Annotated in this window: 23 protein-coding genes and 1 pseudogene; 13 read left to right on the forward strand and 11 right to left on the reverse strand. The window is 44.3% G+C overall.

Annotated elements, in window-relative coordinates; genetic code table 11:
- The first annotated feature begins 23 nt into the window (after nucleotides 1-23).
- Entirely contained in the window at nucleotides 24-1211 is a 1188-nt protein-coding gene (locus tag GSF01_RS23680) for an amidohydrolase (RefSeq protein WP_159887751.1), read from the forward strand.
- A 24-nt stretch (nucleotides 1212-1235) separates the two neighbouring features.
- Here GSF01_RS23680 and GSF01_RS23685 read toward each other — a convergent pair whose 3' ends face one another.
- Nucleotides 1236-2222: a DMT family transporter gene (locus GSF01_RS23685; RefSeq protein WP_159887752.1), complete on the reverse strand. Its 987-nt coding sequence runs from the start codon at nucleotides 2220-2222 to the stop codon at nucleotides 1236-1238.
- A gap of 161 nt (nucleotides 2223-2383) precedes the next feature.
- Here GSF01_RS23685 and GSF01_RS23690 point away from each other — a divergent pair, with 161 nt between their 5' ends.
- Entirely contained in the window at nucleotides 2384-3241 is an 858-nt protein-coding gene (locus tag GSF01_RS23690) for a LysR family transcriptional regulator (protein ID WP_159887753.1), read from the forward strand.
- Nucleotides 3242-3289: 48 nt separating this feature from the next.
- Here GSF01_RS23690 and GSF01_RS23695 read toward each other — a convergent pair whose 3' ends face one another.
- The 3 genes from GSF01_RS23695 to GSF01_RS23705 are packed head-to-tail and all read right to left on the reverse strand — an operon-like array spanning nucleotide 3290 to nucleotide 6956.
- Nucleotides 3290-4396 carry a Ger(x)C family spore germination protein gene (locus GSF01_RS23695; protein WP_159887754.1) on the reverse strand — a complete coding sequence of 369 codons (1107 nt, stop codon included), beginning with the start codon at nucleotides 4394-4396 and terminating at the stop codon, nucleotides 3290-3292.
- Entirely contained in the window at nucleotides 4393-5472 is a 1080-nt protein-coding gene (locus tag GSF01_RS23700; RefSeq protein WP_159887755.1) for a hypothetical protein, read from the reverse strand. The genes GSF01_RS23695 and GSF01_RS23700 overlap by 4 nt, the downstream gene beginning before the upstream one ends.
- Nucleotides 5469-6956, reverse strand: a complete 1488-nt coding sequence (locus GSF01_RS23705; RefSeq protein WP_159887756.1) for a spore germination protein — start codon at nucleotides 6954-6956, stop codon at nucleotides 5469-5471. Before GSF01_RS23705 ends, GSF01_RS23700 begins: the two co-directional genes overlap by 4 nt.
- A 202-nt stretch (nucleotides 6957-7158) precedes the next feature.
- On the opposite strand from GSF01_RS23705, the gene GSF01_RS23710 reads away from it, so the two are divergent.
- From GSF01_RS23710 to GSF01_RS23730, 6 genes and pseudogenes are all read left to right on the forward strand, one after another.
- Nucleotides 7159-8112 (forward strand): PH domain-containing protein, encoded by a 954-nt coding sequence (locus GSF01_RS23710; protein ID WP_159887757.1) that lies wholly within the window; start codon nucleotides 7159-7161, stop codon nucleotides 8110-8112.
- A gap of 141 nt (nucleotides 8113-8253) precedes the next feature.
- Nucleotides 8254-8547: a hypothetical protein gene (locus tag GSF01_RS23715; RefSeq protein ID WP_235941703.1), complete on the forward strand. Its 294-nt coding sequence runs from the start codon at nucleotides 8254-8256 to the stop codon at nucleotides 8545-8547.
- Nucleotides 8526-8648 (forward strand): annotated as a pseudogene (locus GSF01_RS29885) (multicopper oxidase domain-containing protein); the annotation flags it as partial. The gene GSF01_RS23715 and the pseudogene GSF01_RS29885, both read left to right, overlap by 22 nt.
- Nucleotides 8649-8814: 166 nt before the next feature.
- Entirely contained in the window at nucleotides 8815-9153 is a 339-nt protein-coding gene (locus GSF01_RS23720; protein WP_159887758.1) for a TM2 domain-containing protein, read from the forward strand.
- 84 nt (nucleotides 9154-9237) lie between these two features.
- Entirely contained in the window at nucleotides 9238-9558 is a 321-nt protein-coding gene (locus GSF01_RS23725; protein ID WP_159887759.1) for an NINE protein, read from the forward strand.
- A gap of 208 nt (nucleotides 9559-9766) precedes the next feature.
- Nucleotides 9767-10540 (forward strand): TerC family protein, encoded by a 774-nt coding sequence (locus tag GSF01_RS23730; protein WP_159887760.1) that lies wholly within the window; start codon nucleotides 9767-9769, stop codon nucleotides 10538-10540.
- A gap of 76 nt (nucleotides 10541-10616) precedes the next feature.
- Here GSF01_RS23730 and GSF01_RS23735 read toward each other — a convergent pair whose 3' ends face one another.
- Together GSF01_RS23735 and GSF01_RS23740 are read right to left on the reverse strand one after the other, a co-directional pair.
- Complete coding sequence (locus tag GSF01_RS23735) at nucleotides 10617-10922, reverse strand: hypothetical protein (protein WP_159887761.1); 306 nt, start codon at nucleotides 10920-10922, stop codon at nucleotides 10617-10619.
- A gap of 97 nt (nucleotides 10923-11019) precedes the next feature.
- Nucleotides 11020-12210, reverse strand: a complete 1191-nt coding sequence (locus GSF01_RS23740) for a coenzyme F420-0:L-glutamate ligase (protein WP_159887762.1) — start codon at nucleotides 12208-12210, stop codon at nucleotides 11020-11022.
- Between the two features lie 134 nt (nucleotides 12211-12344).
- On the opposite strand from GSF01_RS23740, the gene GSF01_RS23745 reads away from it, so the two are divergent.
- The 4 genes from GSF01_RS23745 (at nucleotide 12345) to GSF01_RS23760 (ending at nucleotide 15556) form a co-directional block, all read left to right on the forward strand.
- The gene (locus GSF01_RS23745; protein WP_159887763.1) at nucleotides 12345-13229 is read left to right on the forward strand and encodes a LysR family transcriptional regulator; all 885 of its coding nucleotides are present in this window, start codon (nucleotides 12345-12347) and stop codon (nucleotides 13227-13229) included.
- A gap of 236 nt (nucleotides 13230-13465) precedes the next feature.
- Nucleotides 13466-14641 carry an SEC-C domain-containing protein gene (locus tag GSF01_RS23750; protein ID WP_159887764.1) on the forward strand — a complete coding sequence of 392 codons (1176 nt, stop codon included), beginning with the start codon at nucleotides 13466-13468 and terminating at the stop codon, nucleotides 14639-14641.
- Between the two features lie 85 nt (nucleotides 14642-14726).
- On the forward strand, nucleotides 14727-14927 hold the full coding sequence (locus GSF01_RS23755; RefSeq protein ID WP_235941707.1) for a GNAT family N-acetyltransferase: 201 nt from the start codon (nucleotides 14727-14729) through the stop codon (nucleotides 14925-14927).
- A gap of 53 nt (nucleotides 14928-14980) precedes the next feature.
- A complete protein-coding gene (locus GSF01_RS23760) occupies nucleotides 14981-15556 on the forward strand; it encodes a GNAT family N-acetyltransferase (protein WP_159887765.1) in 576 nt (191 codons plus the stop codon).
- Between the two features lie 100 nt (nucleotides 15557-15656).
- Here the strand turns inward: GSF01_RS23760 and GSF01_RS23765 are convergent, their stop codons facing one another.
- Complete coding sequence (locus GSF01_RS23765; RefSeq protein ID WP_159887766.1) at nucleotides 15657-16463, reverse strand: aminoglycoside N(3)-acetyltransferase; 807 nt, start codon at nucleotides 16461-16463, stop codon at nucleotides 15657-15659.
- A 139-nt stretch (nucleotides 16464-16602) separates the two neighbouring features.
- Complete coding sequence (locus tag GSF01_RS23770) at nucleotides 16603-17364, reverse strand: alpha/beta fold hydrolase (RefSeq protein WP_159887767.1); 762 nt, start codon at nucleotides 17362-17364, stop codon at nucleotides 16603-16605.
- 128 nt (nucleotides 17365-17492) lie between these two features.
- Between GSF01_RS23770 and GSF01_RS23775 the strand changes: the two genes are divergently transcribed.
- Entirely contained in the window at nucleotides 17493-18437 is a 945-nt protein-coding gene (locus tag GSF01_RS23775; RefSeq protein ID WP_159887768.1) for a helix-turn-helix transcriptional regulator, read from the forward strand.
- Between the two features lie 141 nt (nucleotides 18438-18578).
- Here the strand turns inward: GSF01_RS23775 and GSF01_RS23780 are convergent, their stop codons facing one another.
- The 3 genes from GSF01_RS23780 to GSF01_RS23790 all read right to left on the reverse strand — a co-directional run bounded on the left by GSF01_RS23780 (nucleotide 18579) and on the right by GSF01_RS23790 (nucleotide 20682).
- Nucleotides 18579-18986 (reverse strand): hypothetical protein, encoded by a 408-nt coding sequence (locus GSF01_RS23780; protein ID WP_159887769.1) that lies wholly within the window; start codon nucleotides 18984-18986, stop codon nucleotides 18579-18581.
- 273 nt (nucleotides 18987-19259) lie between these two features.
- Nucleotides 19260-19706, reverse strand: a complete 447-nt coding sequence (locus GSF01_RS23785; protein ID WP_159887770.1) for an RrF2 family transcriptional regulator — start codon at nucleotides 19704-19706, stop codon at nucleotides 19260-19262.
- 517 nt (nucleotides 19707-20223) lie between these two features.
- A complete protein-coding gene (locus tag GSF01_RS23790; RefSeq protein WP_235941708.1) occupies nucleotides 20224-20682 on the reverse strand; it encodes an N-acetyltransferase in 459 nt (152 codons plus the stop codon).
- Between the last annotated feature and the right edge of the window lie 21 nt (nucleotides 20683-20703).

Here is a 20703-nt window from a genome sequence, read left to right on the forward strand (position 1 = left end):
GAATCAAGAAGGAGACAAAAAGGATGAGAAGTCAATTAATGAGCATGTTAGACTCACGTAAAGAAGAAATAATCGGAATCCGCCGACATTTACACGAATATCCCGAGTTATCCTTCAAGGAGGAGAAAACGGCTCAGTACATTGTGGATTTTTATAAAGGTAAAGAGGTTGATATTCAAACGAATGTTGGAAATGGATATGGCATCCTTGTAACGATCAAAGGCGAGAAACCTGGAAAAACAATTGGGCTTCGCGCTGATTTTGACGCTCTTCCAATTGTAGAAGAAAGCGATGTACCGTTTAAATCGAAGAATGATGGGGTTATGCATGCTTGTGCACACGATGGACATACGGCTTATCTGTTAGTATTAGCGGATTGCTTAATTCAATTGAAAGATTCCATTCCAGGTACGATCAAAGTTATTCACCAGCATGCAGAAGAAGTTCCGCCTGGGGGAGCAAAAAGCATTGTTGAATCTGGCTTGATTGACGATTTAGACGCGATTTACGGCATTCATTTATTGCCTATGGGACCGGCGGGAACCGTAGGATATCATGCGGGGTATTCCTTTACGGGACGAGCCTATATGAAATTGAAGGTTCAAGGAAGGGGTGGACACGGTTCCTCACCTCATCTGGCTAACGATGCCATTGTGGCTGCCGCCCATTTTGTTGTAGCCGCTCAAACCATTGTTAGCCGAAGATTAAGTCCTTTCGATATCGGTGTTATTACAATCGGATCTTTTGATGGAAAGGGTACATTCAACGTGATCAAGGATAGCGTAGAGCTTGAAGGCGATATTCGGTATATGACGGTAGAAACCAAAGAAACGATTGAGAAAGAGGTGAAACGGATCGTAAGAGGGATTGAAGAAGAATTCGGCGTAACATGCGAGCTAACGTATACTCCAGATTATCCCCCTTTATATAATAATCCGGAGCTTACGGCCAAGGTTGCGGAAAGCTTGCGAAGCATGGATGATCCAGATATTAAAGAAGTGAAAGAATTTCCGGCTTTGTCCCCGTCCGAAGACTTTGCTCATTATGCTGAAAAATTCCCTGCTTGCTTCTTTTACATCGCATGTACGCCAAAAGGAGTAGAGAATCCCTACTTCAATCATCATCCCAAATTTGATATCGATGAAGATGCCCTTCTCGTAGCCGCGAAAGCTGTTGGACAAGTTGTTTGCGATTATTACCAATTGGACTAACGGAGACGAGGGGCTGTCCTAGTTCTATCGGGGAGCTCCTACATCTGTATTAGCCATACGGCCGGCAGAATAAGCTCTGTTGTCATTCAAGCGTTGTGATTTCCTCTGGTACATATTGTTCCGTAATAAGGCAAAAATAATGAGCAGCGTCCCGTAAAATTCATAGTTGCTGATTTGATAGCCTTGAAAGGCCATAATAACGAATGTGGTAATGGGAACAAAATTAATAAATAAGATGCCGTTAAGCGGTGATAGCAATTTGATTCCTGAATTCCAGCAGAGCAAGGCGGCAAGCCCTGGCAATAAGATCATGAAGGCCATTTCATATTTTATCGAGAGTATCGTGTGCCAGGTAGGAACCGGGACCAACTGAAAGACAGAGGCAAGCGTAACGATGACGAAAGACACGGCGCTTCCTAGCAAGCAGGTGAGCGTAGAATAGCGCAGGATCGACCAATCCCTAAACCGGCTTTCCCCCATCGAATACACCACCCATCCGATAACTCCCACAAAAACCAGCAGTAAAGGAACAAGATGTTGTCCAGCCATCATGAAAAATGACAAATTCCCGTTGGTGATAACGAGCAGAGCACCGGCAAGCGCGATCCCTATACTCGTGAGCGTGTATTTATTCGGTACTTTTTTGGTTGTGATCCACAAGACCATAATGGAAATCAACGGCATAAGGACTTCCATAATGGAAGCGGCGATTGTACCCGCTTCTCCCATGAGCTGCTGTCCGAGGAAGACGCCCATGTTATAGACCGTAAAGGCCATCGTCCCCAGAAACAATAACGTCTTACCCCTTCCTTCCAGACGAAAAGACGCTCTCCCCTCTTTCATCCAAAGCAACACACTGAGAATGACGGCAACGGCGAAATAACGGATAAATGAAAAATAGAAGGCATCAATCTGCTGCAAGGCTATGTGTGCAACAGGAAACATAGCTCCCCAAGACATACTTGCAATGAGACACAGGATGGAACCAATGATGATTTGTTTTTTTAGCATATGTAGTCTCTCTCCCTAGCAAGAATCCGCCAATGTTTTTGTACATGACTCATTATAGGAGGGAAAAATGGTATAGTAAAATGATTGAAAATTAAGTTTATGATCATTTATAATGATATATGACATGGTTATATCTATAGGAGAGCAGGGGCGAGTCTTCATTGGATTTTAATGATTTGAAAATTTTTCAGACTGTTGCTGCGCATGGAAGTGTCAGTAAAGCCGCATTGGAGCTGAACTATGTTCAATCCAATGTTACAGCAAGAATAAAGCTGCTGGAGAAAGAGCTTCGGACGCCCTTGTTCTATCGGCATAAGCGAGGGATGATCTTAAACCCGGAAGGGAAGCGGTTGTTGGAGCATTCGAGGGAGATCTTAACGAGAGTGGAGGAAATGAGACACATATTTGAAGATAAGTCGAACCCCTCCGGTGTCCTAGAGATCGGTATCGTGGAGACGGTGAGTGCGCTGCCAGAAATCTTATCCTCCTACTACAGCAAGTACCCGAGTGTTGAATTATCCTTAAAAACCGGGGTTACCGATCATTTGTTACAACAAGTCATAGATATGAAACTGGATGGAGCTTTTGTTACAGGGCCCATCAGGCATACCTTAATCGAACAGGTTGAGGTTATTCAAGAAAAGCTAATGCTTGTGACCAAAGGGGAAACCTTTTCTATCGAGGATCTAACAAAAAGGCCCCTATTGCTATACAACAAAGGCTGCGGATATCGGGAAAGACTGGAGGGCTGGATGAAGGCGGAGGGGGTTATCCCGAAACAGATCATGGAATTCGGAACGTTTGGGACGATTATCGGCAGCGTAGCTGCAGGTATAGGAATCACGGTTTTTCCGCAATCATCCATTTCGGATGAGGTTGCCAAGGGGACTGTGTTTGGTCACAGCATACCTGAGCCCTATCATGAAATCACGACACTTTTTATTTGGCGAAAAGACTCCTATATATCGAGCACTCTACACAGCTTTTTGGATGACATTATGGCTCGAAAGAGGCACTGATCCCCTGCCGAGGCACATCATCACCTCGGCCTGAGGATCAGGGTCGTGTTAGGTAAGCATTCCTGTTCTTTCGATTTTGACTATGACCTTTACCTGGACAGGCAACTTTGGAAAAATGCTCTCTATCCATTCATCCGCTTGTAAATCGCCTCCCTGTGCAATCCGGTATTTCTCACCAAAGCCGACAGGATCCGTTTTTAACTGTTGCAATTTTTTGATTAACCCTTCGATGTCCTTCTGAAGGGCATCCGCAACCACCGATTCTTGCTCAATCATCTGTGGAACGGACGTGGGGGTACCTGAAGGATTTTCATCCAGATCAAGTCTAAAGCTCATGTCGAGCTTAATTCCTTCCTCCGTGACCGTATTTTTGGAATGGTACCCCAATACCGTATAGCTTTTCTTCATGACAGTGAGCGATACTGACCTCAAACGTTTGCCGATGACCATCTGCAAATATTTGGTTTCCCCCGGCGTAATGGTTCCAACCAGTTTCCCTTTACGGAATAGCCCAAGATCGTTTAGCCGAAGGTGATTTCCCTCTTTCTGCGTCCTAATCTCCATCGCATAGGGTGTTTTCCCCGGCGCATTCAAGTAGCTATAGAACTGATAGAGATAGATTGGAAAGATTTCCATCGAGTCCGAACCGGACTGGGAGAACGTATCTACCAAATAATCGATCACGGATTGGGGCACTTCCGGTTTCGCTTGAAGAATGTCCTTCGTGTTTCCCTTCGTAACGGCAATCCAGGGGTTGATTTGGAACTCTTCCCTTCGCATGAATAGATCGAGATAAGGTTCAATCCCCTCTTCAGCCAGTTCCTCGGAGAACAAAATTAGCCGGGTGTGTCCGAAGTTCATGTCCCGTGCCGTATCCCGGTTCATTTTGAATAAGGCTTCCGCGATATCGGTTCCCTCTGAACTCAAGATGTAATTAGGAAGCTGTCCTGCGCTTCCCCCTCCTCCTCCTGGAGAAAGCGCAGAAAATTTTCCAGGGACAGCGATCAACGCGTGTACGTTAACGCCGGAGTCCCCTTTATCCAGGCCGATCGCGGTAACAAACGATATTTTATTTAATTGCTTCGTATGCGAGCATCCCGTAATCGCGGTCAGACTCACCATAGCTACAAGCAACAGGAGTATACGGTGTCTCATGCTTTGTTTCTCCTCAGCAGCATGGTGGCATAGATCAGCGCGGGAAAGGCGAAAAGGAGTAAAAAGCTATAATAGCCCAGCCATAGGGGGGCCTTAAGAAAAAAGAAAGGGATATGTACCTTCCAAAACATGTATACGGTGACTCCACTTACCAGCATAATGGGAACAATGCCGAGACGGATACCAAAAGCTTGTGACAAGCTCAGTGCTGCACATCGCATCAAGAAAGCGTTGCCGACGACCTTAAAGTAGATTAAAATGGCGCTGCCCCAAAAAATGATTCTTTCGAAAATAAAATTTTCGATATGTACGGCGCTCTGACCGTAGAAAACCACATACTCCAATTTTTGGGCTGTATGGATTCCTAAAGTCGCTATACTCATGGCAACCAGATAGGATATAAATACGGTGATGAGTATCATATATCCGCTAAGCGAGAAGAAGGTAACCTTTATATTTGCCCGGTTAATCAGGGTGACTGCAGCTAAAGGCGAAAAAATGCCCATGATCGTTGCAGCTGCGGAGTCGGGACGAATCATTTCCTTAGCACTGAATATCGGCTGCAGCCAGCTCCACTGGGCTTCCGTCAGCATGGTCAACGTCGCTGCGATGAAAGTCGGAACTCCAACGATCATAAGGACGTGGGAATATCGGATTAACGTTTCAATCGGAAACAAGGCGGCACATGCGGTGATGAACACACCAAAGATAATAGCGTTTCTAGGATCCCCATATTGCAATACCCGGGAAGAAAAATCGCCGCTTAAAGCAATGGCATACGCGGCAATGCCTAGGTAGAGTAGGGCATACAAGATGTAAGCAACGGGGGTCAGCCAGCGGAACATAATCTCGCCGCAAGCCAGCATGAGAGAGACCCCCCCGCACCGTTTGCTTATCTGAAGACTCATCCATGTTCCGGCCAAGGCTAAAAATGCCACAGGAAAGAAAAACCAGACGCTGTTTCTCCCCACATCGTCTACAACAACGGACGCCGGCCGGCTGACCGCTAAGGGGAAGATCGTAATAAATAACAGAATAGGGTAGTTGAGCCGCGGTTCATTCGATATTCGGTTCAAAGCAGATCCTCACCTTTCCGGAGTCTAACCCGTCTGGTGCCTTTCGCAGCAGGACTATAGATAGAGGGGCGAAATGGATTCATCATGGTGGGCAATCGCAGGAGCGCATCGCTGAATAGTTCCCTTAACTGGAAAGTACTGAGCGGAGAGAGATAGGGCACACCCATCGACTTGATGTGGCACAAATATAATAAAATAAACGCCGAGCCGATGGCCATGCCGTTGAGTCCCCAGGGAATCGCGAGCAGCATGAGGGCATAACTGCTCATTCTCCAAGCTATACCTATCATATAATTAGCTACCGTATAGCTGCCTACTGCCACCGCCCCGGTGATGACGATCATGATGTTACTGACCAAGTGCGATTGAGCCGCGGAAGTTCCGATAATGAGACCGCCAACGATGGTGGCCGTTCCTCCGATAACTTTCGGCAGCCGTACCGTCGCCTCATTAATCAACTCCAGCAATGTCATCATAATCAATACCTCGATATAAGCCGGATAAGGCACCCCTTCGCGGCTGGCAGCGACCGCCAGCATAAACTGGATGCGAAGCACATCGTAGTTCACCGAAGTAATCGAGACATAGAGCCCGGGAAGAAACAAGGTCGTTAACAAGCCTGTAAAACGAACCATCCTAAGGAACGTCCCGGAGAGGGACGGAAAATAATAGTCATCCGTGGTCTGGTATAACGCGGTAACCGTAGCTGGAAAGAGAGCACCGGTAGGCGTTGTATTAGCAAGGAGGAGAATCCGTCCTTCCATGATAGCAGGCACCACTTTATCCGGTCTTTCTGTCGTTTGAAATAAGGGAAACGGGTTAAACGATTTGCTTTTGTTTGTGATCATATGCCCTAATTGGGTCGTATCCACGAGAACGTCTGTTTCGATCGACTGCAACCGTTGCTGCAGCTGCTCTAGCACCTGATTGTTGACAAGACTCTTCATATAAACAAGGTTTATTGTCGTTCGGGATTTGGTTCCCACCGTAAACTGTTCGATATGCAGATCTTCATGGCGAATTCGCCTGCGGATCATCGATATATTTACATTCAAATCTTCAACGAATGCATCCCTGGGCCCAATTAACGAATGCTCGGTTTCCGGGGGAGTGACGGAGCGGTCATGCCATTGTGAAACGTCCGCGGCAATCGCATTTTTTAAGCCATTTGTCAGTAGGACACACTTCCCCTCAAATAGCTGGAGTGCGACCGATGAGACATTTTTATCGATCAAACTTCCATTTACGGGGAATCCATTATGGATGAAAATTCCGGAGAGATCGCTCAAATCATCCTTCTCCAGAAATGCATCTTGAATCGGTTTCAACACTAATTCATTGATTTTTGCTTCATCCGTGATGCTTTTTAGATAAAGGAGTATAGCCTGAGGTTCCTTCTCTTCGGTCGGGGGCAGCAGATGCACCTGTAAATCTGCCGGGTTTCCCATAAACTCGGTTATGCTCTTGACGAAAAGCCGGATCATGCCCAAACAACTCCCCTCGTTATACGCCATATTTACTCGTTATCCCCAATTTCACTACAAATAATACCAGCGGCATGAAGTACGGTGTCATGACTAATGCGGATTTCCATTATATGTATTATAATGTATAACAAGTAAGATATAGATTGAGGGTGTTAGCTGACGATTTAGTCAAAATTCATTGAAAGTGAGTTGATCTATATTGACCGTAGTATTATTTGTGGTTTCTGCAATTTTTTTCATTGTGTTTTTTACTAGTTATAAGGCGAATTATACGAGAGGCATGCTTTTAGCCGTTACCCTGCCGGTTGAAGCTATGGAAGATGCGAATATTAAGGACATCCAACTTCGATATAAAAAAAGGATGCAAGTCGTGTGGGTGTCTATGCTCGGATTTCTTATTCCGCTTGTATTACTCCACGCGTGGACTGTATATCAAGTTACATATTTTATCGTGTGGTTAGTTACTTTTATCATATTATTGTCAGGACTTTTTCGCTCGGCAAGCTGCTCCATTCTAGCCATTAAGCGTGATAATGAATGGGCTATTGATACAGATGAAGATGAATACTGGGTTAACGGTATAACGTACCATAATCCAATGGATAAACGTTTGTTGGTTCAAAAGAGAACAGGCGGGGGAATGGCGTTAAACACAGGCACAATTGGGGGAAAAATTATTGTTGGTTTAATACTAACCATAGTCGCTGCAGTATTGTTCATACTCATGCTATCGGAGTTTATAGCGCCTAAACTTATTGTTACTCCAGAGCATAGAATCGAAATCGAATACCCCATGCATGCATATAAATTTGATATATCAGAAATAGAAGAAGTAAGACTTATCGATAAAATCCCTTCCAGTATTAGAATAAATGGTGTGTCTACTAGTAAGTACGCACGAGGCCAGTTCCGTGCATCCGAGCTAGGTAAAATTAGAATGTACATTTATAAAAATAATCCGCCGTATATACAAATTAAATTGAGGGGTGTCTATGTCATCTATAATGAGGACGATCCGGGAAAAACAAATGATTTATTTTTTAACTTAGAACGGCAAGTTAATTCATACATTTCAAGGGAGCGGACTACCCGCTCCCTTCGGCCAGAGGCCAAATACCCAGCTAGCTGCCCGCTTGCCTGCATGATCTTTTGATAGCCGAACTAGCGTCTGTACTTCTGACCCTTACCCGGACGTCCCTCATGACTCCATACGTCACACCGGTAAATAGACCGTAAACACCGAACCCTCGCCTACCACGCTTTGTATACCTCAATCCAACCCCGATGGGCAAGGATGCGGCTTCTTGAGCCGCAAGCCTTGTCCGACCAAACGGCGCTTCGGCTTGGTTCGGGCGGCAGATACGACGTGATCTTTACGATGCCGGACCATCCGGTCCTCTTTAAGCTCGGCGACTTTAATAACGAAAATAGTCCGGGAATCATTTTTTATACCGAGAGCCCTCCGGAGAAACCGGTCTTCCAAGCGGAGTCGGCCGTGTTTGACCCATCCGATTACGGTAAGCCTGTCGTAAACGACCTCACATCAGCGAACAACTTCGATCGACGCCGTGGCTTACCGATACGTTAAACGTCATGCCGGGCGAATCGTATGAGGTCGCATTTATCGCGGATAATCCGGGCATGTGGATGGACCACTGTCATAACCTGGATCATGCGGCGACCGAGATGATTAAAGTGGGGAAACTTCTGAGGAAAGTGGGGAATAGGTGAGGGGAAAATAGCTATTGGAAGTTTGGCTTACTATTATAAAATTTATTTAATTATTTAAATATTGCTTTCAAACGTAGAAGTTCCAATATATAATAGAGCCATTATCTAGAAATGGGGTCGAAATATGTCGTCACTTTTGCAAAAGCAAAACTTAACAACGGAACAGCTTCAATTATTAGCATCTGAGATGAGCAAGAAACAAAAATCAGGTGGAGTTGCTTGGTTACTTTGGTTCTTTACAGGAGGCTTCGGAGGGCATCGATTCTACCTGGGCCGTATTGGGACAGGGGTTGCCATGTTACTCACGCTCGGCGGTTTAGGATTCTGGGTATTAGTTGACTTGTTCTTATTGTCCGGTATGATTCGGGATACCAACGAAAAGATCGAGAATGAGATCCTCTCCGAGATCCGTATGATCAGTCAGGCAAAAGCTAATTCAGAAGTGGCCGCTGGTTCTCTATAACGAACAATAATGGATAATCTAAATTTATTGCGCACGTTAACGCTGGAAGAGCTGGGAATTTTAGAGGCGGAGTCACTCAAAAAGATGAAATCAAAGGAAGTGGCTTGGGGTCTTTGGACAGGGTTGCACTTCATTGGAGCACACCGATTTTATACTAATGATTATTGGTACGCAAGTCTAATGCTAGCGACTGGTATTATCCCAAGTATCGCCATCATCCTTTTAACGGTATACACGGATTTGGAAGGGTTTAATTTCTTCATGTTGTGGTTCTTTATCCTCATGCTCTTTGGCTCTTTTCTTTGGGGTTGGATAGACGCGTTTTTTCTGAATAAACGTATAGAAGAAATTAATCATGAGCAGGAACGGAAAATTATTCATAGAATAAAAGGAATTGAATCCTAACTAACTTATCTAAACACAGCCTATCTAGGATAGAGGGTTGTGTTTTTTGTTTGTAGAAGAGGGAGATCGCTCATCTGAAAGATGCTCGAAAAAACATAGCGTAATGGGCGATTTATTAGGTATACTCATGGATGGACAGGTAAACATTACTTGCATATGTAATTGTTTACTGCTTGTATGGGTCATGATCAAAGAGAGGAGAGCTACAGTGGAGTCAATCTGGCTGGAGTATGCGTGGGCATTACTAATTCTTATCGGGCTGGAGGGATTGCTGTCGGCTGACAATGCACTCGTGTTGGCCGTCATTGCGAAACATTTACCGGACGACCAGAAGAAAAGAGCAATCAACTACGGAATCATTATGGCATTTGCTTTTCGTTTCGTCGCTCTTTTTGCGATTTCCTTTATCGCGAATGTCTGGCAGGTGCAGGCGATTGGAGCAGCTTATCTGCTATACCTAGGTTTAAAGCACATCATCCAAGCACGCTTCGGTAAGAAGAATGAAAATGTTCACAAGGACGACAAGCAAGGGGCCGCGGGGAAAGGCTTCTGGCCCACTGTAGGCAAGATTGCTCTGGCAGACCTCGCCTTTGCGATAGATTCCATTCTCGCTGCAGTAGCGCTCGCACTTGGACTTCCAGATTCGCCGCTTGGCGAGTTCGGCGGTATGGACGGAGGACAATTTATTGTAGTGGTGCTTGGCGGAATTGCTGGGCTGGTCTTAATTAAGTATGCAGCTACTTGGTTTGTAAAGCTGCTTGGACAACGTCCGGCTCTTGAAACAACGGCTTATGCGATCGTAGCCTGGGTTGGGGTAAAGCTGGCTGTGATTACGCTTGCTCATGAGGATATTGGATTTTTAGAGCATCATTTCCCGCATAGCACGGGCTGGACCTTGGTCTTTTATGTTGTCTTGGTGGCGATTGCCCTTCTTGGGTGGTTTGCGCCCAGCAACAAACAAGCTAAGGCGGGCCATGCTTAATGGAGGCGCGCTAGAAAGGTGAAGATGAAAAAGGTACCTCCAGGGGTACCTTTTTTGATATGCCACGCATGGTCTATCAGTTCCTCATGTTTTTAATAAGGTAAACCAGAAGATTAGCTGCCGACAGGAACACGATTGCCATAAACATAAGGAAGGAAACAGGATCGCCGCCGATTGCCAATTCATCCGATAGAATACCTATTTGATAAGTCAAATAAGCAGATACGGCTGAACTCACTAAGGAAAAACCAACTATAGTCGATCCATTCATCAGTTTTTCGTAATTTTTCAGGGAAACCATAACAATCAATGAAGTGGCTAGAATGAGGATAAATAAGATATAAATGGGCCTGAAATTGGTAAAGACAGTCATGCCGTCCATAGGATAGTCTCCTCCCTTTACATCAATACATGCTAACGGCTGCTAGGAAAGAAAAAAGGATGCCCCTGGTCTAAGGGGCATCCTCTGGGCACGAAGCTTATTTGGTATAGTTATCGAAGTAACCTTGAATATAGATCATAGGTGTTCCTTTGTCTCCGCTCCCGGAAGTCAAATCAGATAAGGAGCCGATCAGGTCCGTCAATCTGCGAGGGGTAGTCCCTTGCGCTTCCATCGCACCGACCAGATCTTCGTTTTTATTCTGGATATATCCGGAGATCGCTTGCTTCAATTCTTCTCCGCGAAGATGAGAGAAGTTGTTATCGGCCAAGTACTTTAATTTCACTTCATTAGGGGTGCCATCAAGTCCTGCCGTGTAAGCGGGGGAAACCACGGGATCCGCGAGCTCCCAAATTTTGCCCACAGGGTCTTTAAAGGCGCCGTCGCCATAAATCATCACTTCAACGGTTTTACCTGTCGCTTCTTTGATTTTAGCTTGAATACCGTCAACGATGGGCTGACAGTTATTGGGGAATAGCTTTACGCTTTCTTCCGTTGCTTTATTTGATCCAAGCAGACCATAGGCTTCGTTAAAGCCGCTGCCATGGATGGACGCTGTGAGAATATCATCAAGGCCATATACGCGCTTGGCGCCATGATTTGTCAAGATACGCTTGGTACGGAAACGCGAGTGAATATCGCAGGTCAATACATGCTTGGTATATTCTAGAATAGTTTTTGGATTGTTGGAGAAGATAACCTCGCACGTCACACCTTCGGCTTCGATTAAGCTTTTATAGTATTCGATATAGTCAACGCCTGTGAAGGGATGCTTGATATAACCGAAATGCTTACGGAAGTCAGCTTCCGATAATACATCCGTCCATGGATTAATACCCTTAGCATCCAGCTCGTCGATGTCTACAAGGTGGTTGCCGACTTCATCCGATGGATAGCTTAACATTAAGACGACATGCTTCGCCCCTCTGGCAATACCACGCAGGCAGTTCGCAAACCGGTTACGGCTAAGAATGGGGAAAATGACACCCACTGCTTCCTCACCGAATTTTGCTTGTATATCAGAAGCTATATCATCAATTGTCGCATAGTTTCCTTGTGCACGAGCTACAACGGATTCCGTTACCGTTACGATGTCACGATTCTCGATAGAAAAGCCTTCAACTTTCGCTGCATGCAATACCGTATTCACTACGATGTCTTCAATGTTATCCCCCTGGTTAATGATGGGTCCACGAAGTCCGCGTACTACGGTTCCAACTACTCTTTCCAATACGATCGCTCCTCCAAATAAGAGTAATACTTTATAGAAAGTAAGTACTAATTATATTCCCTATGTTACTATACCTTTAAAGAGTGGTATAAGTAAAATTAATATTTATAATATCTCATACAAGGAGTACTTATATGATTGGGAAATTGGATCTGTATCGGATATTTAACGTCGTTAGCCGCAACAAGAGCTTTTCTAAAGCGGCCCAGGAGCTCTACATGACCCAATCTGCCGTGAGTCAGGCTATTTTGAAGCTCGAGAAGGAATTAGGAATCCAGCTTTTTTATCGGACCTCCAAGGGCGTCGTATTGACGGTTGAAGGGAGTCTGCTCAACGAGCATGTGAACTCAGCTCTAGGAATTATTCATGTCGCAGAAAATAAGATAGTGGAATTCAAAACCTTGATGACGGGACAATTGCGTATCGGGGTTGGAGATACGATCTCCCGCTATTTTTTATTGCCTTATTTGGAGGAATTCCACATCGCCTACCCGGGGATCAAATTAAATATCATAAATGGAACAACAATCGAGATCTGTGAGTTTATTAAATCCGGAAAGGCAGACGTTGGTATATGCAATCTGCCCATCCAGGAGGAAAACCTTCAAGTCATACCCTGTAAGGAGATTCAGGATATTTTTGTTTGCGGGGACAAATATAAGCATTTAACGGAAGAGCCGGTTCGTCTAGAGGATTTAATGGGAATGCCGCTCATTTTTTTAGAAAAAAAATCGAACTCCCGTATGTTTGTGGAGAATTTCTTTAAAAAGAGAGGCTTTCATATCTCACCGGTGTTTGAGCTTGGTTCTCATGATTTGGTTTTAGAATTTACAAAAATCAACTTAGGCATTTCATGTGTCATCAAAGAATTTTCGCAGGATTATCTGGAAAGAGAAGATTTATACGAGATGAGACTAGAAGAAAACATCCCAAAAAGACATATTGGCGTATGCTATTTGAAAAATGTACCGTTATCCCATGCTGCGAAAAAGTTTGTAGAGGGTATAAACAACGTTTGAAGTAGGAAACTTCATGTAGATGGATCGGGGTGAACCTTACCACAAGTAACGGCAAGTTTTTTAAATATCACTAATCGCGGATGTAATGTTTCATTTCCACCTTCGCGCACCAATTATTATGATTGAATTGTAATATTATAGTTTTGTAATACATTCACCCTCTTCAGTTACTAAGTTACGTGAGATAATTCAATAATCTTGATCTATCACGAACTTATTGTTAAGGAGATGATATTTTGAGTAGTGCGAAGACTGGTCGACAAAAGGTTAAAGGGCATGAAAAATGCCCATGTGGTTCAAATCAAACATATCGGAATTGTTGTAAAAAGAAAGATATAGTTTGGTACACAGAAAACGGGCAGCTTTTTAAAGAAGAAGTCATAGAAGCCGAGATTGCAAATGAACTAGAAACAATGAGGATATTGTTTAAAAATTTATATGGAAGAGATCCAAGTGAAAATGACCATATATTCTGGGGAATTTTTAATGATGAGTCTAATTTTGATATTGAGATTATCAGAGCAATGAGGGAAGTAGGTGTTAAGGAAGAATATATTTATGCGTATACGAAAACTGGTTTGTTACCTTCTGATAAAAATATTAATAAAATGCCTGATGGATACATCGAAGAATTTAATACGTTTGTAAATAAGTACAGAGAATATATGAGTGAATCGGTTTCTAATGAAGTAAACGTATTGCAGTATGTTCAGTTTGCAAATGGCTTTCTTCTCGATAAGTATAACGGGCTAATGACCGCTTTAGAGTACTCATTCAATTATTTTATAAAAGTGCATCTCGAAGGGAAACAGGATTTCTTAAATTATATTGTCACTTCTAAACTAGATTATGGTGGCCTGTGTGCGATTAAGACGTTAAAAAATTTAGAATCGATCAAGCAATTAAAAGATTATGATCTAGAAGAGAACATACTTGCGACTTCACGGTTCATATTCGAAAGTTATTTATATATGGCACGGCTTAATTCCGATAATAACTTCTTTGAAAATTATATTCTAAATAGTTCTAAAAGGATATACATAAGTAATTTGGCTGGAAAAAGTAAATATAAGTGCGATAAAGAACTATATGATCTATTCTTTCGTGTATCTTCAAAGTATGTTCATTTAGATGTTTTGACGGCTCAAAGTTATTTTAAGGTAAGTAATCCGTTCGAAGAAGTGGACGGATCTCTTGTTGCTTCTATTATGGGGATTACTTTTGCTGTATTGACTTTAGAACAGATTGTTATGTTCCCAGAGTGTCAGAAACTATTTCAAAAAGATCTTATATATATGATTATAAAGGCAAAGCAGGACCTGATTGCGTGTTACAGGGTTATAAGTAGTGATTCATTATTAAACGACGAAGTTTATTCTGCTTTGATATTTAGATTGGAAGAAAATGGTTAGTTATTCAGGATTTTAGAGCTAATTATAAATCTTAATTCCGATACGCGAAAATAGACAAGAAAACCATGGGGTTTGGTCGTAGTAAATGAGGACGAATCAAGTCGTCGGATTCGCGAATGTCTGGCTTGACAATCATAACAATATTGCCATTATCGAACCGTTCGAGACGGCCCCTTCGCACCAGAAGCGTGGGTTGGTCACTAACTTGTTGTACGAGTATGCGCCACTTGAAGGAGGCAGGCGTAAGCAAACTCTACATCAATCACGGGAGAATGCGGACGCTTGACCCTGAACCGTCGTTTTGACGGTTGAATGCTGAAGATGGGGGAAGATGACAAGATGCGCGAAATAGATTACAGTTCCTATTTTTGGCAGGGCGAAGCAATAAGATTGCGGGCAATACAGCCAGAGGACTGGGAAAGTCATTACATCAATCGATTTGATACGCCAGCCCGCCGGCTTGTAGAGTGTTGCGTTGAATTACCGCCTACAATTTCGGAAGCAAAAACTTTTGCGGAAAGGTTTTCCGACTTTTCATCGAACCGTCTCATGTTTACCATCGAGAATCTGGACGGTGAAAATGTGGGTGGAGTTAATCTGAACAGCATTGACGAAAGAAACGGTACATTCAGCATCGGAATTCAAATCGACAGAGATCACCGGGGGAAGGGTTACGGGACCAGGGCTGTACATATCCTATTGAAGTATGCTTTCTTCGAGCGAAGACTCAATAAGTTCAATGATTACGTGATTGAAGGGAACGAGGCGTCTGCTGCCATGCTCAAAAAGGTTGGATGCGTTCAAGAGGGGGTTCGACGTCAAGTGTTCTACACGAATGGGAGATATCATGATTCTATTTTGTACGGGTTAACGAAGGATGAATACATTAAGCTTTTCCATAAGGATCATCTTTAGATGTTCCGCTAAAGGGTACGATAGTGGAATAAAGCGAGAAAAAAGAAAGGCCATCCTATGAATGGCCCTAAAACTTGCCGTTGCAGGCGTTTGCCTGTTCTTACACCCGGTTATGCTCCATCCATGTGGCTGCCCAGTCAACCAGCTGTCTTTGGCGGATCAACCTGACAAACGCGTTCCCTACCTGATGTACGGCGATACGATGCTCCTGCTCGAATTCGGCGCCCAGCCGGACAAAATCCCCATCGTCGACCACTTGCGTCGAATAGGTCACCCACCTACGCTCGCCGTCAATGATCATGGCGCTGCTTTCTTCCGCATATGTCTTTCCGGGAAAATCAGCCCTGGTCTCTGCGAGATGAAGCGAAGTGTTCTTGTCATGCCCGACACCGATGAGCAGTACATAGCCATCCAGCTCGTACAGCTTGCCGAGAGGGGAGCCTTGGCCAAAAATCTGACTTAAATCATGGCTTTCCGTCAAATAGTCCGCATGCTTGCCGACGGCCGCGAAAGACCGCGCCGGATGGTCGGAGCGCCTCGCTCCCGGCCATGTGCGGAGCATCTCGGCGACAACCCCCATCCCGATCGCTGGGGTGACCGCCTTATCGTAAGCGGGCCATTGCTCCCGGATAATCGGCCACCAAGCCTCTTCCGCATCCCAGTGAACGCCGGTCGTCGGATCAAGATTTTTCCACGTTTGCGCCGGCATCATCACGGTCCCTTGCTCTCCAACGAGCGTGAGCAGCGCGCGGATGAACGTTTCCGCTCCGCCTACGACATAACCGAGGCTTTTCAAAGAAGTATGGACGAGTAAGGTCTGCCCTGCTGACACCCCGCACCGTCCGAGCTGTTCGATGAGGTCCTGCTTCGTTAAAATCATTCGCGGCTGTTTTGTTTGCTCCTGCATGTGATCCCCTCCCGATATGACAACATAAAAAAACAACCCCGCTGCATGAGCGGGGTTGTTACTGGCTGCTCGCCAGAAAAGCATAGCCCTTATGTTATAGAATGAAGTTCCTTCCTGAATTATACATAAAAAGTCTGAATTATACCAGTGAGTTCTTGTGAGGACGTCCTGTTACGTTTCGGCTAACGATAGATAAGAAATTTTCCAGTATCGATCTCAGACCTTCCGGGTTGCTAATCATCGGTAAATGTCCGGTTTCCAAGCTTTGAACGGATTGCGGGGAAAAGTTTGAGATCATTTTATCTTGTAAAGAAAGACTGAGCTGTTTGTCGTTGGTTAGCTTCACGTAAAGCTTGGGTACATCTGGAACGGATACGTTGATTCGATCTGTATACACACGTACCGCCTCGGGAATGAAGTCATTTACGATCTTTGTAGCTTGATCCGGTGAGAGATCGTTGCATAATCCCGTACGGAGGGCAGACTCGGGCGGTTTCGTACCTAATATTCGCAGGATAACTGGCATTATGAGCCTCTGGGGAAGAGGCAGAGTGGATAGGAAGGAACCGCCATTCTTCGGAATCGCTGCCCCTACAGCGACAATACCCGCCAGCCGATCAGTCAGTCCGGATGCTAGTTTAAGAGCAAGAATGCCGCCAAGGGAATGCGCTACAATTATAATTTTGTGAATCCCCCATTCATCCACTTGTCTTTTCATATGCGTCACATAATCCTCCAAAGAAAGGCCACGCCTGGAATTGAATGAGCTATTCCTCGAAGGAAACTCAACAAGTAAACAAGGATGATCGAATTCCTCCACAACTTTATTCCAAATTTGGCCTTCCAAGCCTGCTCCATTGAGAAAGACAAAGCCTATTTTTTCTTGCGAATACTTTGGCATACGGATCGTGCCCCCTGTTGATTGTCTATTCAGATTACTTTTAAGATAATGGTATCACTTAAACAAGACAATTCCTGTCTTATTTATACGGTAAAATGAAATAAAATATCGGGGAACGAGGTCTTCCATTGCAAAAGTCACAGCGTCTCATCCAATTAATCATGAGGATCAACGCCAAACAATCCTTTACTGTTAGAGAGCTGGCCGATGAATTCGGCCTATCCACCCGAACGATTACGAGGGATTTGCAAGAGCTAAGCGAGCTTGGTGTTCCGGTTTATTCCATTCAGGGAAGAGGAGGAGGCTACAGGCTGCTCCAAGAGAGACTTCTGCCACCGATCAGCTTTACCGAAGGTGAAGCACTCGCTATGTTTTTTGCATGTCAGACGATGGATTATTTCAGCTCCTTGCCCTTTGGCGAGGGGGCCGACTCAGCACTTCATAAGTTTTATCATTACTTGCCTGCAGATGTGAGAGAACAGATTGACCGGCTAAAAAACAAGATCATGTTCTGGAGCCCGTATCGATTGATGTCTGCGGAGATTCTTCAAACTCTCCTGCAAGCCATCATGATCTGCAGTGTAGTCACCATCGAGTATAAATCCAGCAGCGGAATATCGGAGCGCAACATTCAGCCGATCGGCCTTTATGCCGCTTCCGGTTATTGGTATTGTCCCGCGTACTGCTTCACTAGAGAGGACATTAGGCAGTTCAGGGCCGATCGGATCCTCTCCGCTGAGCTCAACAGAGCCATTCCTTGCCGGGCGGAAATAAGCCAGAAGTCCTTACTGGATAAACCTAATAAGGATGATCTGGAACAGATCACTCTCGAACTGGAGATGACGAATAAAGGAGTGTGGCTGCTGGAATCCAACCCTCGTTTTGGTACGTTCATACGGCACAACGAGGATGGCAGCGGAGCACTAACCATTGAGATAGCGGCACAGGACATGAATTTCTACGTGGACTTGATCTGGCAATGGGGGAGTGAAGTCAAAATAGTGGGGCCTGCTGAAGCAAGGGCGTACATGCATCACAAAATAGAGTCTATGCGTTTGCTCTATGATCGTTGAGTTGTACTGGATGGGGTAACTAGAGGCTTTTGCTTGGACAAAGCAGAAGCCTCCGCCGCCGAGTCGGTGGAAGGGGCTGTCTAAAAAAGCACTTTATTTTGTTGAAATTTTGTTTGGAATTTCCTTTAACTCAAACTTCTATTATTTGCGATTCATTAAGAACGGGATTAACACCAGTGACAGAATCGCTACTGCATAATGCAGCGGATTGGCGACGGTTTCAATGTTCGGTTCCATTGGGTTAGCGGATGTATTAAGCGACATCAGCACAGCCATAAGTAAACTTAGAATTGCATAATAGATGACTGCCCGTGAACTCCGCTTACGCAAGAAGCGGAATATAACTGCTCCAATTAAATTGGCGAAAAAGGCCGATAAGGTAATAGAAAATCCGTTTAACATCACAAACTCATAGTCGTTGATCGACATAATCACCCATGCCAACAAATTAGCTGCAATTGCAGAAATCACGCCCGCTGCAGAGCCCATAAGCAATGTTCTTCCTAATGTAATTGTGCTGTTTTGTTGTTGTTGTGTCGCTGTCTGCATAACAAATAACCCCTTTCCCGATCTAGCTCATTTTTGATTCGATACTTGCTTCTGAAGGATCAAGCGCAAGCCGCGGCAAAGCCTTGAGTAAAGTTACTTTCCTGATGGTGCTGTCCAGAGTAACGATTGCTCCTTTTGCAAAGTACTCCCTCCTTAACTGTGCGTTATTAAATCACAGTAAAAATCAAAAAAATGTGATATTTCAAATCACAGTATACTCCATAACTGTGACGTTGTAAATCACAATTAAAACTTTTCCTAATTGGCGCTGAATTATTTTTCCTGATTGATCTTAAGAATCAGATCAGCAATCGTATGCCGCTCCAGTACTTGAATGAGCTGCCGCTCCGATTCATTGATGATCTCGGTGAACATTTCTCGTGCTTCCTGGGCAAAAGGACCGTCTTTTGTTGTGTCCAGCAGGCCTGTATACAATGGCTCTACCATCTGAATCGCCCGGTATACATCGGCAAACGAAATATCCTCAGGCTTCCGGCTTAGTGCATAGCCGCCATCCCGACCTTCTCTTGCCTCGACGATTCCCGCCTTGACCAAGCGGGAAAGAACACGGCGTGTTAATGTAGCCTCACTGCAGACATTTTCAGCAATTTCGTTGCTGGCACAGTGCTCCTTTTGTTGTCCGGACATAAACACGAGCGATTGAAGCGCGAAGCCCAGCCACTTTGGCGTTGCCGTTGGCGTATACTTTTCCGGTATCATAAAGCACTCACCTCACTGTTTTCAAGCGAGCATTTTGCATAATTCGATTTCACTCATTGTTGGTGACATGCTATGGATAGGATAGACCTTATTGATCTATTTATGCAAAATGCCGAAGTAATTCTATTGTATCAGCAGATATCCGCTATCGCCACATCTGCATGAACACTGTATCTATATAGACTAATGCTTGAAGAGGTGAAGAAAGCCCTACTACCGCGTTTCCCGATGGGCCGGTTCGGTTTTGCCGGTACAGACAGCGCGGAGAACCGTACCACGAATAATGGTAAAGCGGAGTAGTTAATTCTGTGTCCATTATGAATATAATCATTCACTTTATTGATTCTTGAGGCAAGTGTTCTGGCACGGCGCAGGACGTCAAAGTCCTGTTGTGTCTTGATGATCCTTATCCTTGTTTTCTTCCTGAAAATAAAATGACCCCTCGAAAAAGGGGCCTAGATAAGGGTTCACGAGTATGATGTATAAAAAAATACCAAGATTATGCTCTTTTATTTACTCACCGCGGTTTTCTCCATGTCATAACAAATTCTTTTGCAGAGGTTTTCTCATCAATTGATTCATCTGAGACAATAAATCCGTTTTTTTCATAAAATCTGATCGCTCTTTCGTTTTCTTGATAAACCTGTAGACTCATACTTTCTTTCTGATCTTTTACATAATCCAGAAGTATCTTTCCATATCCCTTGCCTTGCTCATGAGGACTTACAAACAAAGCTGCTAAGTAGTCATCAATTAATGATATAAATCCAACCATAATGCCATCCACTTCAAGAACGTGCGACCGAGACATAGGGAGGTAAGTCTCTTTCATTGCAGTCTGATTTGATTTCCAGTAATCTTCCTGTATGAAATTATGTGCCAACTTTGATCCATCAAACCAGATCTCTATCATCCTGTCTAAATCATTTTCTGTATATAATCTTATGTTCATCTTTCTACCCCACCATTCTTTCAAAGCTCCTCCAGGATATCTTCT

Source organism: Paenibacillus puerhi (assembly GCF_009846885.1).
GTDB classification, from domain to species: domain Bacteria; phylum Bacillota; class Bacilli; order Paenibacillales; family NBRC-103111; genus Paenibacillus_G; species Paenibacillus_G puerhi.

Coding starts and splice junctions, on each gene's coding strand:
- GSF01_RS23735 (WP_159887761.1), bottom strand. CDS start 10,922: ATGGACGGCATGACTGTCTTTACCAATTTCAGGCCCATTTATATCTTA.
- GSF01_RS23720 (WP_159887758.1), top strand. CDS start 8,815: ATGTCGTCACTTTTGCAAAAGCAAAACTTAACAACGGAACAGCTTCAA.
- GSF01_RS23760 (WP_159887765.1), top strand. CDS start 14,981: ATGCGCGAAATAGATTACAGTTCCTATTTTTGGCAGGGCGAAGCAATA.
- GSF01_RS23770 (WP_159887767.1), bottom strand. CDS start 17,364: ATGCCAAAGTATTCGCAAGAAAAAATAGGCTTTGTCTTTCTCAATGGA.
- GSF01_RS23745 (WP_159887763.1), top strand. CDS start 12,345: ATGATTGGGAAATTGGATCTGTATCGGATATTTAACGTCGTTAGCCGC.
- GSF01_RS23680 (WP_159887751.1), top strand. CDS start 24: ATGAGAAGTCAATTAATGAGCATGTTAGACTCACGTAAAGAAGAAATA.
- GSF01_RS23765 (WP_159887766.1), bottom strand. CDS start 16,463: ATGCAGGAGCAAACAAAACAGCCGCGAATGATTTTAACGAAGCAGGAC.
- GSF01_RS23715 (WP_235941703.1), top strand. CDS start 8,254: ATGCGGCTTCTTGAGCCGCAAGCCTTGTCCGACCAAACGGCGCTTCGG.
- GSF01_RS23685 (WP_159887752.1), bottom strand. CDS start 2,222: ATGCTAAAAAAACAAATCATCATTGGTTCCATCCTGTGTCTCATTGCA.
- GSF01_RS23705 (WP_159887756.1), bottom strand. CDS start 6,956: ATGATCCGGCTTTTCGTCAAGAGCATAACCGAGTTTATGGGAAACCCG.
- GSF01_RS23725 (WP_159887759.1), top strand. CDS start 9,238: ATGAAATCAAAGGAAGTGGCTTGGGGTCTTTGGACAGGGTTGCACTTC.
- GSF01_RS23785 (WP_159887770.1), bottom strand. CDS start 19,706: ATGATACCGGAAAAGTATACGCCAACGGCAACGCCAAAGTGGCTGGGC.
- GSF01_RS23755 (WP_235941707.1), top strand. CDS start 14,727: ATGAGGACGAATCAAGTCGTCGGATTCGCGAATGTCTGGCTTGACAAT.
- GSF01_RS23780 (WP_159887769.1), bottom strand. CDS start 18,986: ATGCAGACAGCGACACAACAACAACAAAACAGCACAATTACATTAGGA.
- GSF01_RS23695 (WP_159887754.1), bottom strand. CDS start 4,396: ATGAGACACCGTATACTCCTGTTGCTTGTAGCTATGGTGAGTCTGACC.